The organism is Cryobacterium sp. PAMC25264, assembly GCF_019443325.1.
GTDB lineage: Bacteria > Actinomycetota > Actinomycetes > Actinomycetales > Microbacteriaceae > Cryobacterium.
This window is the reverse complement of the sequence record NZ_CP080383.1, coordinates 59,459-75,028: the sequence shown is the minus strand read 5'-3', so window position 1 is coordinate 75,028 and position 15,570 is coordinate 59,459. Positions and strand designations below refer to the sequence as shown.

Annotated in this window: 14 protein-coding genes, 1 tRNA gene and 2 pseudogenes; 2 read left to right on the top strand and 15 right to left on the bottom strand. The window is 70.2% G+C overall.

Going from position 1 to position 15,570, the window contains the following annotated elements:
- Positions 1–114 precede the first annotated feature (114 nt).
- The 8 genes and pseudogenes from KY500_RS00325 to KY500_RS00290 form a co-directional block, all read right to left on the bottom strand.
- Complete coding sequence (locus tag KY500_RS00325) at positions 115–576, bottom strand: hypothetical protein (protein WP_255579608.1); 462 nt, start codon at positions 574–576, stop codon at positions 115–117.
- Positions 577–824: 248 nt separating this feature from the next.
- The gene (locus tag KY500_RS00320; RefSeq protein WP_219901879.1) at positions 825–1,760 is read right to left on the bottom strand and encodes an anti-sigma factor domain-containing protein; all 936 of its coding nucleotides are present in this window, start codon (positions 1,758–1,760) and stop codon (positions 825–827) included.
- On the bottom strand, positions 1,747–2,322 hold the full coding sequence (locus KY500_RS00315; RefSeq protein WP_255579607.1) for an RNA polymerase sigma factor: 576 nt from the start codon (positions 2,320–2,322) through the stop codon (positions 1,747–1,749). Before KY500_RS00315 ends, KY500_RS00320 begins: the two co-directional genes overlap by 14 nt.
- 162 nt (positions 2,323–2,484) lie before the next feature.
- Complete coding sequence (locus tag KY500_RS00310; RefSeq protein ID WP_219901877.1) at positions 2,485–3,312, bottom strand: class F sortase; 828 nt, start codon at positions 3,310–3,312, stop codon at positions 2,485–2,487.
- Positions 3,313–3,342: 30 nt separating this feature from the next.
- Positions 3,343–4,172, bottom strand: a pseudogene (locus KY500_RS00305) (DUF4397 domain-containing protein).
- A gap of 479 nt (positions 4,173–4,651) precedes the next feature.
- Entirely contained in the window at positions 4,652–5,248 is a 597-nt protein-coding gene (locus KY500_RS00300) for an isochorismatase family protein (protein WP_219901876.1), read from the bottom strand.
- A 23-nt stretch (positions 5,249–5,271) separates the two neighbouring features.
- On the bottom strand, positions 5,272–6,852 hold the full coding sequence (gene dacB, locus KY500_RS00295) for a D-alanyl-D-alanine carboxypeptidase/D-alanyl-D-alanine-endopeptidase (protein WP_255579605.1): 1,581 nt from the start codon (positions 6,850–6,852) through the stop codon (positions 5,272–5,274).
- A gap of 35 nt (positions 6,853–6,887) precedes the next feature.
- A complete protein-coding gene (locus tag KY500_RS00290; protein WP_219901875.1) occupies positions 6,888–7,874 on the bottom strand; it encodes a Gfo/Idh/MocA family protein in 987 nt (328 codons plus the stop codon).
- A gap of 59 nt (positions 7,875–7,933) precedes the next feature.
- Between KY500_RS00290 and KY500_RS00285 the strand changes: the two genes are divergently transcribed.
- The gene (locus tag KY500_RS00285) at positions 7,934–8,101 is read left to right on the top strand and encodes a multidrug transporter (protein WP_219901874.1); all 168 of its coding nucleotides are present in this window, start codon (positions 7,934–7,936) and stop codon (positions 8,099–8,101) included.
- Between the two features lie 296 nt (positions 8,102–8,397).
- On the top strand, positions 8,398–8,610 hold the full coding sequence (locus KY500_RS00280) for a hypothetical protein (RefSeq protein ID WP_219901873.1): 213 nt from the start codon (positions 8,398–8,400) through the stop codon (positions 8,608–8,610).
- Positions 8,611–8,620: 10 nt separating this feature from the next.
- Here KY500_RS00280 and KY500_RS00275 read toward each other — a convergent pair whose 3' ends face one another.
- From KY500_RS00275 to KY500_RS00245, 7 genes and pseudogenes are all read right to left on the bottom strand, one after another.
- Positions 8,621–9,184 carry an SGNH/GDSL hydrolase family protein gene (locus KY500_RS00275; RefSeq protein ID WP_219901872.1) on the bottom strand — a complete coding sequence of 188 codons (564 nt, stop codon included), beginning with the start codon at positions 9,182–9,184 and terminating at the stop codon, positions 8,621–8,623.
- Positions 9,185–9,754: 570 nt separating this feature from the next.
- Positions 9,755–10,254 (bottom strand): annotated as a pseudogene (locus KY500_RS00270) (aminoacyl-tRNA deacylase).
- Between the two features lie 221 nt (positions 10,255–10,475).
- A complete protein-coding gene (locus KY500_RS00265; RefSeq protein WP_219901871.1) occupies positions 10,476–11,753 on the bottom strand; it encodes an alpha-amylase family glycosyl hydrolase in 1,278 nt (425 codons plus the stop codon).
- An 87-nt stretch (positions 11,754–11,840) separates the two neighbouring features.
- A tRNA-Thr gene (locus KY500_RS00260) sits at positions 11,841–11,916 on the bottom strand.
- A 70-nt stretch (positions 11,917–11,986) separates the two neighbouring features.
- On the bottom strand, positions 11,987–12,604 hold the full coding sequence (locus KY500_RS00255) for a TetR/AcrR family transcriptional regulator (protein WP_255579604.1): 618 nt from the start codon (positions 12,602–12,604) through the stop codon (positions 11,987–11,989).
- Positions 12,605–12,664: 60 nt separating this feature from the next.
- Positions 12,665–14,197: an alpha/beta hydrolase gene (locus KY500_RS00250; protein WP_370626854.1), complete on the bottom strand. Its 1,533-nt coding sequence runs from the start codon at positions 14,195–14,197 to the stop codon at positions 12,665–12,667.
- A gap of 56 nt (positions 14,198–14,253) precedes the next feature.
- Positions 14,254–15,534, bottom strand: coding sequence for a DNA polymerase III subunit delta' (locus KY500_RS00245; RefSeq protein WP_219901870.1), 1,281 nt, complete (start codon positions 15,532–15,534; stop codon positions 14,254–14,256).
- Between the last annotated feature and the right edge of the window lie 36 nt (positions 15,535–15,570).

Sequence of the window (15,570 nt, the reverse complement as noted above, 5' to 3'; positions counted from 1 at the left end):
GTCGTTGCTTTCAAATCTACTCGCGTGCCGCTGAGCATCCCCTACCGGCCGCGGCACCGGCGCTTCCCGTGCGAGTCGCACCCCGGTCGTCCGCCGAGACCGGCCCGGCTCGAATCAACCCCGCGCCCGTCGATCAGCCGGCAGGATGCCCAGGCAGAGCAGCAGGAAGATCAGCTGCAGCAGCCCGGTGGTGAAGTAGATGGTGTGCAGGATCGAATAGACCGGCAGCAGCGCCACCTCCACGTAGATCCAGATGACCATGCCGAATCCCGCGACCCCGGCTGCGGCGGGATACCAGGGCAGGTGCCGGTGCTGGAGCAGCACAGCGAGTGCCTGGGTGCCGCCGACCACGAGCAGCAGAACAAGCCCGGGGATCACGAACGAGTCGAACGGCGTACCGTCCAGCCAGCTCAGCGGCATACCCATCCCGTTGCCGAGAATCAGGCCGACGCCACCGCCTACCGCCGACACGAGGTTGAACCACCCCACCACGAGCAACGCCACCCACCAACGCCGGGGCGTCGCGCGGTCGGTCTCGGCGAGGGTGGGGCGGGCGGATGTGGGGTGGGCGGTCATGCCGCCAGCCTGTTCCCCCGACGGGTCGGTCACAATCCCCCACTCGGGTGAAGCGGCGCCCGGGTGGAGAGGAAGGTGCGCCGGCAAGTCCGCTTCTCGCGCGAGTTGCCACTTGAGGCCCCCTCACGGCGTCCCAATGGGCGGCAACTGGCACGTCACGGCAGCGCCGCCCTGCGAGTTGCCACTTGAGGCCCAGTGCCGGCCTCCGAGAGGACGCGAAGTGGCAATTCGCTGGCCGCTCGGTGCGGTCAGAGGCCGTGCAGGGTGCCGCGCACGATGGAGTCGCCCGAATGCGCCGGGTTGCCGTCGTCGGGTTCGGCGGAGACGTCCACCACGGGGTACTGGGACAGGTCGATATCTGCCGGAATTGCGAACCGTCCGCTCGAGCCGTCGAGCAGGCCCACGCTCACCAGCCCGGTGGCGTCAGCGGTCAGCAGCCAGACCTCGCGCAGCCCGGCGGAGTCATCTCCCCCGGTCAGGTCCACCACGACATCGCGCTCACCGTCCGCACTCTCCTCCACCGCGGCGCTGCCGCTGGCCGTCCAGCCCGGTAGTGCGTCGAGTTGTGCCTCGGCGATCACGGGCACCGGCGCGGGTGACCGGGTCGCCTGCCACCAGGCTCCGGCAGCGATACCGCCCACCAGACCCACCGCGCAGGCCGCGGCGGCCAGAGGAAGCCAGCGGCGCCGGCGCCGACCCAGATCCGCAACGGATGCCGGAAGTCGCGCCGGGCCACCGGGCACATCATCAGGCCCAGCGCCCGGAACCCCGGCGCCCGTGTGACCGGGAACGTTCGGCGCAGCCGGCGCTCGCGGCACCTCGTCGCTCTCACCTCTCGGACCGACCTCCGTGGTCTCGGCCGCCACCGGACCCTCCGGCCGCACGGCAGCACTGTCCGCGACGAACTCCTCGGCGGCCGCGGCGCCTTGCGGGTCCGCCAGTCTCGGCACCCCGACCACGCCCTCGGACAGTCCGAGGGCCGCGTGGATGCGCCCCCAGACGGCATCCGCCGGTTCGACCAGGTCGACACTGCCGGCGCTGCGGCCGATCAGCACGGTGTGGCGCAACGCATCCAGCTCGCCCGTGCAGCCGGGGCAGTCGGCCAAGTGGGCGCGTTCCTGGGGGCTGAGTTCGAGCTCAGCGAGCGCGACCAGGGCGAGGGTATCGCGGTCAAGATGCGTCATCGTTCGCCTCCAATCGGGTGCGCAAGCGGGTGAGGCTGCGGCGGATATGACTCTTCACTGTGCCGAGCGGCAATCCGAGGCTATCGGCGATCTGCACGTGGGTGAGGTCTTCGTAAAACGCGAGCCGCATAACCCGTTGCGGCACCGGTTCGAGCCTGTTGAGTTCTTCTCCCAGCAGAAGCCGCTCGGCCACATCCGCCGACTCGTCGACGGCGAGGGTGTCGGCGTCGTCGACCAGGCTCTGTTCGATGCGCCGTTGCCGCGCCCGGGCCTCGTGAGCGTCGGCGATGCAGTGCCGGGCGATACCCACGATCCAGGCCGGCAGCGGCGCCCGGGCCTCGTTGAATCCGGTGCGGCCCCGCCAGGCGGCGATGAACACCTTCTGGGTGACGTCTTCGGCGTCGCCGGTGTGGCCGAGCGAACGCATCGCCAGCGTGTATACGAGCGACGACCAGCGTGCGTAGGCCTCGGCGAGCGCTCGTTCGTCGCCCGCGCTGAAGCCGGCGACCAGGCTCGCAAGGTCGCGGTCGTCGTCGGTGCCGTTCGCGTAGGGTGCGCTCACGAAGCCGTGTGGCCTCCCGGGTCGGTGCCGCGTGGTGCGGGTATCCATCTCAGACCTCGCGACCCGCAGGTTCCGGCTCGCAAGTGCGACCAGCATATCCAGCACCGACCGATTCCCGCACGCCCCGTTCAGGCGTCACCCACCGCAGCATCCGGACCCCGGTCATGGTGCCGGCACCGCTGTCACGATCACGTTCGACAGGTACCGCCGGGCGTCGTAGTCGAACTCGCCGCCGCAGGTCACCAACGTGAGCCGGGGCTGCCCGGTGCGGTCGAAGACGCTCGCCCACGGCACCTCGGGCTTTTCCTGACTTTCGACGGATGCGACGGTGTACCGGTGCGCGCCACCGTCGGCGGTCTCCAGAACGATCTCCGTTCCCACCGGGGCATCCGCCAGAGCGGCGAACGGGCCGATGTCGTAGGCGAGGGAGTCCACGTGCGCGGCGACCACGGTAGCGCCGGCGGCACTGCCGGGGCCGGATCCGTACCGGTACCAGGCGGCAACGGCCGGATTGGCCGGCAGCGCCATCGCCCCACCGTCGGCCAGGCCTTCGGCCTCGATGGGCATGTCGATATCGAGGGCCTCGGCCCGCACCCGCACCGGGGCGCTGACCGGAGCCGGTTGCGCGGCCAGGGCCGCGGACTGCCGCGACACTGTGGCCGACGGGGCGGGCGCCGGGGATGCTGTCATCCGTGGCACGGTGACCTCGGCTCGCGCATCGGGGCGCGGGGAGGCGCCCGGCATGCCGCCGGGAAGCGTGGCGGAGGCGGGACCGCCCAGGCCGGTGAAGGCACCGGCGGCAGGATCAGTGCCGGCCGGCGCCCCGCCCGGGGCGGCGCATCCGCTGAGGAGAACCAAACCGGCCAGCAGACCGCCGGCCAGGGTGGTGACCACGGCGGGCCGCCGGTTCCTGGGCCGACGGGACCGGGCCGGTTGACGGCCCCGCTCCCGCACGGCGCGGGCCACGGTGGGCAACCCGAACAAGCTCACCGTGACCCGACCTTTCCTTATCGGTTTCCGCTAGCGCCGCGCCTCGGCGCGGCGGGTTCCGTAGACCGCAGCTGCGCTGATGGCCAGCACCAGGGCGAGGGCCGCACCGCCGATCCACCAGCCGGTGGCGTCACCGGGCTGGTTGGTGGCGACCAGACCCGCGCTACCGGCCGGGACACCGTCGGGGTTGGAGTGCAGGCCGTCGATGGTCTGCACGGCCAGCGCCAGGTTTTTGTCGGCGAGGCTGCCCCAGGCGTAGACGATGGTGTTGGTGCCCTCGGCCACGTTCACGTCGGCCGGGCCGACCACCGGGTCGGTGGTTCCGGTCGCGGCCACCGAGGCCGACACCGTACCGGCCGGCAGCGTGAGCAGCGACTCGTTGGGTTGGTCAGGTTGGTGATCACCGCGGTGCCGCCCGCGAGGATATCCACAGCGGGTGCCGCGGCCACGTGACGCACCGTGAGTCGGCCTTCACCGGCCCCGACGGTGCTGATGTCGTTGGTGAACAGGGTGGCGGTGGGCGTTCCGGCGGCGTCGAGGTGAGCCACAGCGGTGTAGTTCTTGCCGCCCTCCAACGGGAGGTCGACCGGGCCGATGGCCGGTGAACTCGCGTCCGCCGCATCCGAGGCCGTGATCGCCACAGTGTAGGTACCCGGCGCCAGTTCGAGCGGGCCGGCGAGGTCGCCGGGCTCGAAGTTGTCCAGGGTGAGGTCGCCGTTGACGTACACGTCGACGGTGAGGCCGGGTACCCCGTGCAACACCGATAGTTGGGCGACGTCGTCTGCGGCGTTCGCCGGGGCGATTCCCGCCAGGGCGACAAGGGCGCCGGCTGCAACGCCGACGATAAGGGTCTTGCGCATGGTTTCCTCCAGTCAGTGAAACGAGAGCGGGAACCTGTCGGTTTACCCGTTACCCGTTACTTCCGGAAGAGACCCCGTTCGGATGCACCCGCCCTGGAAAATTTCCGCGAGGGTGCGAGTTGCCGCTTCCCGCCCCTTCAAGCACTCCCAGGGGGCCTCAACTGCCACGTCACCGGATGCCGCAGCCCGCCGGATGCCGCAGCCCGCGGGATGGCGCTGTACGAGGGATACCGCGCCTGCCGGATGCCGCGGCGCAGACCAGGGCCGATCCCCGGGCCACGTGGCGACGCCTCGGCGTGACGCTCAGCATCCGCTTGCCGCGAAGCGCCGTCTCGCGCCCGCGCAGAGGGCAGTTGCCGGCAAGTCGGCACATCCTTCAGCGCCCACGTGCCGCGCAGTGGCCCGTCCCGCCCTTGCAGACGGCAACATACCGCAGGTCAGCGCAGCGGCAGGCGACGCCGCAACGAATTGCCGCGAACTCAGGCCTGGTCGACGAGCTCCGAGGCGGCCAGCACCGCTCCCGCGTGGGCGAGCTCGGCCAGAGCCTTCTCGCTGGACTCCGGCGCCACCCCGGCCACCAAGTCGGTGAACACGCGCACGTGCTGGCCATGTTCCAGGGCGTCGAGCCCACTGGCCCGCACACAGTAGTCGGTGGCCAGGCCGACCACATCGACATCCGTCACGCCGGCGTCGATGAGCAGCTCGCCGAACTTCTGGCCCGTGACGTCGACGCCGTCGAAGATGGAGTAGCCGGGCCGGCCCTGGCCCTTGAGGATGTGCACCGTGGTCTCGGGCAGGTGCAGCGCCGGGTGGTACGCGGCGCCGGCGGTGTCGGCCACGCAGTGCACCGGCCAGGTGTCGACGTAGTCGGGTTCGGCGTCCACCGCGAAGTGGCCGCCGTTTCCGCCCTCGGCGTCATGCCAGTCGCGCGAGGCGTAAACGTGCTCGTAGCTGTGTGGATGCGCCGTGAGCAGCGCAGTGATGGCCTCGGCCACCGCCGCCCCGCCGGCGACGCCCAGGGCGCCGCCCTCGGTGAAGTCGTTCTGAACGTCGATGATGATCAGTGCGCGGGTCACGGAAGCACTCCTATCGTTGGAATTCAGTTGTTCGAGAGGTTGTTTCCGCAGCGGAAGAACCCCGTCGTGATGGTGTCGATCGCCTGCTTCGCATTATCGCCCACATCCCCCAGCGCGTATACGGCAAAGGTCAGGGTGGTGCCGTCGTCGGCGTTGATGATGCCGGAGAGGGTGTAGCCGGTGTCGATCCAGCCGGTCTTGGCGAAGACGGCACCGTCGGCATCCGCGTTGGCGCCCGTGAACCGGTCGCTGTACGACAGGGATCCGGTGTCGCCGCCGGCGACGGGCAGGCCGTCGAAGATGACGCCCAGATTGCCCTCGCGGGCGTTGATCTTCTGGAACAACTTGGTGAGGTAGGCCGGCGGCACCGCGTTGTTGTCGGACAGACCCGACCCGTCCACGATACGGATGCCCGTGGTGTCTATGCCGTACCCCTTCAGCCCCGCGAGCACTGCGGGCTCGATGGCGTCGAAGGTGTTGCCGGAGCCGCCCTCGACGGCCACCAGGCGGGCCAGCATCTCGGCCAGGGCGTTGTCGGAGACGATCAGGGACTGCTTGATGAGCACCGACACGGGCTGGGACTGCACCGAGGCGAGCACGGTGGCTCCGGCCGGGGCGGTGCCCACGCTCACGCTGACGTCGCCGCCGAGTTCATCGGCGAAAGCGGCGCCGGCGCGGGCGACGGGGTCGTCGCTGCGCGCGGAGGTGCTGCGGTACGGGTCGTTCCGGTCGCCATCGACCTGCAGCGCGGTGATCTCGGGCATGTAGCCGTCGGTCTGCTCCTTGCGCTCCCAGCTGGGTTCCCAGCCGGGGTCACCGAAGTAGGAGGAGTCCAGAACCACCGAGGTGATCGGCCCGTCCACCGCGGTGCGGGCCTGTTCCGCCAGCGCGTCGAGGTGGGCCGCACCCTGGTAGAACGACTCGTCACCGGTGGGGGTGCTCGACAGGGTGAGGTCGCCCCCGCCGACGAGCACGATCTGGCCGGGCTCGCTGCCAGCTACAACCGTGGTCGTGGCGCGGTAGTCCGGTCCGAGAACGCTCAGGGCCGCCGCGGAGGTGAGCACCTTGAGCACGCTGGCGGCACGCGACGTGGTGCTGCCGCCGCGGTCGAAGAGGATCTCGCCGGTGGCGGCGTTCACGACCTGCGCCTGGAAGTCACCGAGCCGGGAGTCGCCGGCCAGGTCGGCCACCGAGCAGGTGCGCAGCGGGCTGGCGGCGGTGGCGGCCGCGGGGGCCGGTCGCAACTCCGGGGTGGTCGGGGTGGGTGTCGGGGTCGGGGTGCTCGTGGTCCCGGCCGCGGGAACCGCCCGCGGTTCGAGGCCTCCGGTGGCGGCGCCGGCCCAGATGGCACCGCTGCCGAGCAGCACGAAGGCCACGGCCGCCGCGAGGATGACGCGCAACCTCCGGTTGGCCCAGAGAGCTGCGAGGTTCGCGGATGCGCCGGTGCCGGATGCTCCAGCGGGACCGGCTGAACCGCCGGTGCCGGCTGGAGCGCCCGACCCGGCGCCGTCGGAGGTGGCGGTTCCGATGCGTTGGGTGGATTCTTCAGCCGGGTTCAGCGAGGGATCCCCGGGATCGGGCACGGTCGCATCTGGTGTATCCACCCGCTCATTTTAGCGAGCGAGGGTGTGAGGCTGCCTTACTCGCCGGGGTAGACCAGACCGATCTGCGCGCGCATCTCGTCGAGGGTCTCCATGATCTGCACCGACTCGGCGGTGCTGAGCAGCTCGCTGGTGATCAGTCCGGCGGCCACGAGCCGCTCGGCCTCGGTGGCCTGGAAGTGCATGCCCCGCCCGGCGAACTCCGGCGTGTCATAGGTCTCGACGACCTCGTTGTTGCTGTCGTACACGCGGAATGAGGTGGGCGAGTACCAGACCTCGTCGATGTCGATGCGCCCAGCGGTGCCGAGGATGCTCGCGGTGTTCGGTCCCTTGGTGTCGCTAGCGGAGTGCAGCGTTGCGATCTGCCCGCCCGGGTAGCGGAACACGCTGGCGATCTGCGCATCCACCCCGGTGTCCTTGAACGTGGCCGCGGCCAGGATCTTCTCCGGCTGCCCGAACAGCGCCGACGCGAACGACACCGGGTAGATGCCGAGGTCGAGCAGCGCGCCGCCGCCCAGCGGCAACGAGTTGATGCGGTGCGCGGGGTCGTCAGGCAGGTCCTGGGTGTGGTCGGCGAGCAGCGTGTGCACGTCGCCGAGCGCGTTGGCGGCGAGCAGTTCGCGAATACGCGCCATATGCGGCAGGAACCGGGTCCACATGGCCTCGAGCAGCAGCAGGTTCTTGCTCTCGGCGAGCGCCACCAGGGTGCGCGCTTCGGCGGCGTTCAGGGTGATCGGCTTCTCCACGAGCACGTGCTTGCCGGCCTCGAGGGCGAGGGCGGCGTTGGCCGCGTGGAACGGGTGCGGGGTGGACACGTAGACGATGTCCACCTCCGGGTCCGCCACGAGCGCCTCATAGGAGGGGTGCGCGGTGGGGATGCCGAATTCGGCGGCGAACGCATCCGCCGACGCCTGGCTGCGGGAGCCGACGGCCTGCACCGTGAACCTGTTCTTCACGAGGTCGCCGGCGAATTGGTGGGCGATTCCGCCCGTGGCCAGGATTCCCCAGCGGAGTGCTTCAGTCATGCTGCGAGCCTAGCGAATCGGCCCGGCCGCTCCCCGATTGGCGTGTTATTGTGCCGTTCATGAGCGAAAAATCCTTCGACGAGAACCGGCACGATCAGCTCACCACCGCGCCCAAGGCGAGCGAAGCGGATGCCGCGCCGCGGGTGACCGTGGAGGAGAGGTCCGACGGAATCAAGCGCATCGACGTGGCCGAAACGGCCGCCGTGTGCCCCGGCAACCCCGAGTAGGTCGCGGCAGCCGGCCGCTCACCAACCTGGGCACCGCACCTTCGGTGGTCGAGCCTGTCGAGACCACCGCACCATCGTCGGTCGAGTCTGTCGAGACCACCGCACCATCGTCGGTCGAGTCTGTCGAGACCACGGCACCATCGTCGGTCGAGTCTGTCGAGACCACGGAGGCCGGTCTCCTCCGAGGAGCGGGTCCGCCAGCTGGTTTCGCCAGGCTCAACCAGCGAGTTGCGGCGTCCCGGATGCGTCATCTGCCGTTTGCCGAGCCGTCACCGGCCGCGCGTACGCTGACCCCCGTGAGCGAGAATCTGCTTCTCCCCCGGCGCACGGCTCAGCACCAGCGAGTCGTGCCGAGTCCCGTCTCCCCCACGCGGCCGGCGACCCCGCCCCCGCCCGACTTCTGCGCCCGCAACTCCCCCACCGACCTGCTATTTCGTGCGCTCTGGCAGCTGGTGGGCCTCTACGTCTTCGTGGTCCTGGTGGTCAAGGACCGCCGCTTGCCCCGCTGACCCGTCAGCCTCACCGGTTGATCTGCGCGAGCACCCGGTCGGCGAGGGCGCGGTAGCCCGCATCCGTCACGTGCACCCGGTCGGGCGCGATCATCGCCTCCTCGATCAACACCGGTTCGATCAGGCTCACGTACTCCGCACCGACGCGCTCGGCGGCGGCCCGCACCCAGCCGTCCAGCTCCACGATTAGCGCCGTCGGCGCTTCGGCGGTCGACGGGCCCACGGCGATCATGCGAGCAGTCGGCAACCCCTGGCGGATGCCGTCGAAGGTCGCGTCGACCGCCGCCCGCACCTGATCGGGGCTGCCGGCCAGCGCCCAGCGGTCGTTCTGGCCACCGGCGACCACGACGATATCGGGGGCGGCGGCGATCACGCCCGGCACCCTCTCCACGTAGGTGGGGCAGTAGTCCAGGCCGCAAGCGTGCAGGTCCGCGGGGGTGACATAACCGGTGCCGCCCAGGCCCTGGTTCACCTCGGTCCACCCGGCGTCCGCGGCCACCAGCGAGGACCAGCGCCGCTCAACCGGAACCGCACCATAGCCCTGCGTGTAGGAGTCGCCCAGGAAGACGGCCACCGGGGCCGGCGCCGGGGCCGGGGCGGTCGGTTCGGCGGCGTCGCCGGGCTCCGCGGGATCCGTGGGCGGAGCCGTCGGCGCCGGTTCCGCGGCGGCCGGGGCAGGGTGGGCACCAACGACGAGGTGGATGCCGCCCCGAAGCCGGTCAGGGCCACCCCGACCGCGGCCGTGCCGCCGAGAACCACCAGCAGCCCTGCGCCCAGCAGCAGCATCTTGTGCCGGCGGGTCGCCCCGGCCGGTTTCGCGGAGACAAGCCGGCCGTTCGTCGGCGCGCCCGGATCGTTCGTCGGTGTGCGCGGGTCGGCCATCTCCCCAGCCTAGGAGGCGACGGCGAGCGCGCTCATCCCGCGAACCGTGAGCAAAGCACCAAAAAAGCCCCGGGACGCGTGCTTAACTCACAGTTCGCGAAGGGGAAAGAGCGAGAGACGGCCCTCGCCACAACTCCGGCTGCAACCCGGAACACGCCCCACCCCATCCGCGAACCGTGAGCAAAGCACCTAAAACGGGCCCGGACGCGTGCTTAAGTCACAGTTCGCGAAAGGGGATGCGGCTTGTGGCGCCACTCCAGACCTAGGAGCGGGGCTTGAGCTCGTCGGTGATGTCGGCGACCGTGGCGTCGTAGGCGGTGATCAGGGCGTCCGCGTCGACGAACGCCGAGTAGCCGTGCTCCCCGCGCCCATCGCCACGCGGATGCCGCGCATCCGCTCGTCGGCGTACACCGGCCAGGCGGTGCTGCTGCCCAGCGGGGTGATGGTGCCGCGCGAGTATCCGGTGGCGGCCAGGGCCAGATCCTCGTGCGGCAAGGAGAGCTTGTTCACGCCCACGAGACCACGCAGCTTGGCCCAGCTGATCTGCCGGTCGCCGGGCACGAGCACGAAGATGTAGTCCCCGTCGTGCCGCTTCACCACGAGGGACTTCACGATGCCGGCCGGGTCGATCCCCAGCAGCCGGGCCGCACTCTCAAGGCTGTCGGCCGCGGGCCGCTCGACGATGTCGATCTCGAGCCCGCGCGCTCGCGCATCCGATTCGACCCGTTCGCGCCCAGTTTCAGCCATACCTGAGTCAACCATGCGCGCGAGCGCCGGTGCCAGCGAAGCGCGCGGATGCTCGCGACCCAGGTTCCGTCTCGCGGCGCAGGATGCGTCTCGCGGCGCAGGATGCGTCTCGCGGCGCACGCTAAACCCCGCGCAAACCTGCGCCGCGACGATAAACCTGCGCCACGACGATCTCCGGGCACCGTGGGCCGCTCGGCTGAAGGGCAACCGGCACCAGACCAGCGAGGTCGCTCCGTTCAGCCGAAGATCGCCCAGCCGTGCGGCGGCACCGTGACCCCGGCCGGGCCCGCGTGGGCCGTGCCGGCCAGCGGCGGGGTCGCATCTGTGTCGACCGGCAGGGCCTCGTCGCTCAGGTTGAGCGCCACGACCAGGCGACGGCTGCCGTCGGTCACCTCGAACACGTACCCAGTGTTCGTGAGGGTGAGCGGCCGGCTCGTGGCCGTGTGCAGCCACGGATGCCGCCGGCGCAGTCCGATCAGCTCCTGGTGCCGCACGAACGTGGCAGCACCCGCCGGGTCGAGGCCGGCGGGGCTCTCCGGGTAAGCAGGCCGGATCGCGTCATCGCCGCCGGCGCGCTCCTCTTTCACGGCCTGCAGGCCCCGTTCGTCGCCGTAGTAGATGGCCGGGGTCCCGCCCAGAGTGAGTAGCAGTACGAGGGCATGCGCGTGGTGGCGCGCGTCGGGGATCTGGCTGGCCAGCCGGGTCACGTCGTGGTTGCCCACGAACGTGTACGGCACGAAGGCACCCAGGAACGCGTTGTGCCGGGTGAGCGCCCAGTCCAGCTCGAAGAAGTTGCCCTCGGCCAGGCTGTGCCAGATCGCCTGCCACAGTTCGTACTGGGTCACGGCGTCGACCCCGGATGCGGCGACGAACGCGGCGTAGTCGCCGTGCAGCACCTCGCCCATCACGTACACCTCCGGGTGGTGCTCGCGCACCCGCGGGAGCACGCCCGCCCAGAACTCCGCGGGCAGCGCGTAGGCGGCGTCGAGGCGCCAAGCGTCGACACCCCGGTCAAGCCAGTGCGTCATCACGCCGGTGACGAGGTCGGCGACGGCGGGGTCGTCGTGGTTAAGGGTCACCAGGGCGTCGTGCCCTTCGAACGCCACCAGGTCGCCTGCGGGCGTGCGCCGGAACAGGGAGTTCTCGGCCGCGGCCGGGTCGGCGAGCGCGGTGACCAGCGGCCCGAACTCGCGGCCCACGTGGTTGAAGACCCCGTCGAGCATCACCCGAATGCCGCGGCGGTGCGCCTCGGCGACGAGGTAGTCGAGATCGGCGGTGTCGCCGAGCCGGGGATCCACCTCGAGGTAGTCGGTGGTGTCGTATCCGTGCGTGCGGGAGGTGAACACCGGGCCGAGGGCCAGGCCGTTGGCGCCGAGCTCGAGCAGATAGTCCAACCAGGGCACGAGCATCCGCAGCCGGTGCGTCGGCCGGCGGTCGACGCCGGCGACGTCCGCTCCGACGAAGCCGAGCGGGTACACGTGCCACCAGATTACGTGTTCGGTCCAGTCAGGCACGTCTCGACCCTACCCCGGGGCAGACGGCAAGCGGGAAGGATCGCACGCATGAAAAAAGGACCGGAGCCGTGAGGCTTCGGTCCGTGTTGGGGCCGCCTATCAGAATCGAACTGATGACCTATTCATTACGAGTGAATCGCTCTACCAACTGAGCTAAGGCGGCGTGAGACCGAATTCTTCCTTGCGCAAGAACGCTCGGCGACACAGCATCCAAGCTTAGTCGGTCGGAGAGGTCACCGTGTACAGCTCGCGGAACGATTTGGCCACCCACGCCGAGAGGGGCTGCAATCGTCCGCTTCCGCCCAACACCGCCAGGCGTGCCGGGTTGCCGCCATGGCCACCAGGGTGAATAGCAACGCCCGTTGCGATAACGCCTGCGGGTCCTGGGCGAGTCGGGGGTCGTCGGCCGCGAACCGGCGCTCCACGATCGCCTGCAGGCCGGCCTCGAAGTTGCGCAGGGTGGCCATCCGCATGGTGAACAGGTAGCTGTTCTCCTTCATCACCGCGCGGCGCAGTTCGTGGATTTCGCGGTCACCGTCGGTGTTCTGCAGGCTCTGAGCGAGGAGGGTGGCCAGGTCGGTGAGCACATCGCCGGGTCCGGCGGCCACGAAGGCCTCGATGTCGGAGTCGCAGGCCAGCTCCAGCTCGTCGCCGACCAGCGCGGAATCCTTGGACGCGAAGTAGTTGAAGAAGGTGCGCGGCGACACGTCGGCGTGCCGGCTGATCTCCTCGATGGTGACTTTGTCGATACCCCGCTCGGAACAGAGAGTGAGCACAGCCCGCTGGATTTCCCGGCGCGTGGCGAGGCGCTTGCGTTCCCGCAGACCCACTCCGTCAGCTTCCGTAGCCATGGCTCAATTGTTGCACGCGGCGCAAACGGCCCGCCCGGTGGGATGCCGGGCGGGAGCCGGTCAGCACGTCGGGTCGGTCGCGGGCACCGTGCCGTCGATGAGGTAGTTGTCCACGGCGTCGTTCACGCAGGAGTTCGACTTGTTGTACGCCGTGTGCCCCTCCCCCTCGTAGGTCACCAGCTGGCCGCTGTCCAGCTGGGCGGCGAGGTTCTGCGCCCACACGTACGGGGTGGCCGGGTCGTTGGTGGTGCCCACGACCAGGATCGGGGCGGCGCCGGTGGCGTGGATCTCCTGGCGTTCTCCGGTGAAGGTGTACGGCCAGGCCGCGCAGGAGATATCGCCGTAGGCCATGTACTTGCCGATGGTGGGGGCGATCTGCTCGATCTGGGCGGCCTCGGCCCGCATGCTGGCCGGGTCGGCGTTGTAGGCGTAGTCCACGCAGTTGATGGCCATGAACGCCTCGGTGGAGTTGTCCAGGTAGGTGCCGTCGGCGTTTCGGCCGTTGTAGGCATCCGCGAACTGCATGGCGCCGTCGGCGCTGCCCTGCAAGACGCCCTCGAACATGTCGCTGAGGTAGCTCCACGCTGTGGCCTGGTAGAGCGGGTAGATGATGGCGGTGAGCAGCGAGTTCGCGCCGAGTTGGCGACCGTCCGAAGCGGTGATGGGGCTGGCGTCGACCGAAGCGAGCAAGGCCGAGATGGTGGCCATGGCGTCGTCGACGGTGCCGTCGAACGGGCAGTCCTTACCGGCCAGGCAGTCGGTGAGGTAGGCCCGCAGCGCGCTCTCGAAGCCCTTGGCCTGGGTGCTGGTCACCTCGAAGTTGCTGGTGGACGGGTCCAGTGCGCCGTCGAGAACGAGGCGGCCGACCTTGTCGGGGTACAGCTCCGCGTAGGTGGCGCCGAGGAAGGTTCCGTAGGAGAAGCCCAGGTAGTTGAGCTGTTTGTCGCCGAGGACGGCGCGGAGCAGGTCGAGGTCGCGGGCTGCGCTCTTGGTGTCGACCTCGCCGAGCAAAGCGCCGGTCTTGTCCTGGCAGGCGGTCGCGAAGCCCGCGGCACTGGCCTCCTGCTCCTGAATCCAGGCGTCGCTGCCGCGTTCGGCGGTGGTGAGCCCGTACAGGTACTCGTCCATCTGCGCCGGGTCGTAACAGGCCACGGCCGAGGACCTGCCGACACCACGCGGGTCGAACCCGACGATGTCGAACCGGGCCTGCAGCGCGGCATCCGTCGCGTAGTCCACGGAGTCCTTGACGAAGTCGTAACCGGAGCCGCCTGGGCCGCCGGGGTTGACCAGCAGGGAGCCGATCCGGTTACCCGTGGCGGGGTGCCGCACCAGCGCCAGGTCGACTGACCCGGCGGCCGGGTCCTCCCAGTCCAGCGGAGCTGTCGCGGTGGTGCACTGCATGCCGTCCTCGCAGTCGGTCCACGCCAGCACCTGGCCGTAGAAGGGGGCGAGGTCGCCCTCCACGTTCTCCCCGGTGGGGGTGGAGGTCGACGGGGCCGGTTGCGGCAGGAACCATGGCACACAGCCGGTCAGTCCGAGCGTGAGCGCCACCGCGGCCGCCATGGTCGTGAATACGCGTGTGCGCTTGCTCACGGGTTCCCCTTCTTCGGTTCTTCGTCTGGAGTCGTCAACATCGGCGGGCAGCCGGGTCAGCGGCGGATCATCGAGACCAGCATGGCCTCGAGTGCCAGCGCCGGGGCCACATTCGCCTCGATGCGTTGCCGGGCCAGGGCGATGGCATCCATCGTGGCCACCGTCGCGGCCGGCGCGCAGGCGTTCGCGGCGCGGCGGAGTTCGGTCAGCAGTTCGAGGTTGATCAGGGTGTCGTCCCGGCCCAGCTGCACCATCATCACGTCCCGGTACAGCGAGGTGAGGTCCACCAGGATGCGGTCGATTCCATCCCGCAGGCTGCGGGTGGCGCGGCGCTTCTGATCGTCTTCGAGGGCCTTGATCTGGCCGCGCAGCGCGGGCGGCACCGACTGGCCCGGCTCCACGCCGAGTGAGCGCAGCACGCCCTCACGTTCGGTGGCGTCGCGCTCAAGGGTGATCGCCTTGGCGTCGTCGCCGGCGATGGCCAGCAGCCGGGCGGCGGCGTTGACCGCACTGGAGACACCGCTGAGACCGAGCGCCGCGCGGAGGGTTTCCTCCCGGCGGGCCCGGGCCTCGGCGTTGGTCGCCAACCGCAGGGCCATACCGATGTGGCTCTGGGCTTCCCGAGCCGCCCGTTCGGCGATCGTCGGGTCCACGCCGGTGCGGCGGATGAGCAGGGTCGCCACGTCGGCGATGCTCGGCACCCGCAGGCGCACGGTGCGCACCCGGGAGCGGATCGTGGGCAGCAGGTCGGCCTCGCTGGGGGCGCAGAGGATCCACACCGTGCGCTCCGGCGGCTCCTCGAGCGCCTTGAGTAGCACGTTGGAGGTGCGCTCGACCATGCGGTCGGCGTCTTCGACGACGACGACCCGGTAGCGGCCCACCGACGGAGAGTACTGAGACCGGGCCACGGCCTCTTTGACGGATTCCATCTTGATGATGACGCCCTCGGTGCTGAGCACGGTGAGGTCGGGGTGAGTGCGCGCGTCGACCAGCCGGCCGGTGGAGGTGTCCCCCTGGGGCGTGCCGTCACTGAGCAGCGCGGTGGCGAACGCGAACGCCAGGTTGGAGCGCCCGGAGCCGGGCGGCCCGGTGATCAACCAAGCGTGGGTCATCGACGCCGAGGTGGTGGCGGACGCGGTGCTGACCGATGCGGTGTTCGCGGCAGCGGTGCCGGCTGCCGACGTGGCGTCCCGGCTGCCTGTAACGGCGCCGGTTGCGGCGGCATCCTCGTCACCGTCGGGGCGCTCCAGAGTGGCGACCGCTCCCGGGCGCTCTGCTGCCGCGCGGAAAATGGCGATCGCGTCTGCTTGACCCGTCAGGTCGTCCCACACTGCCATCCAACAAGGGTACCCGGCCCCGCCGACAAGCCGGTG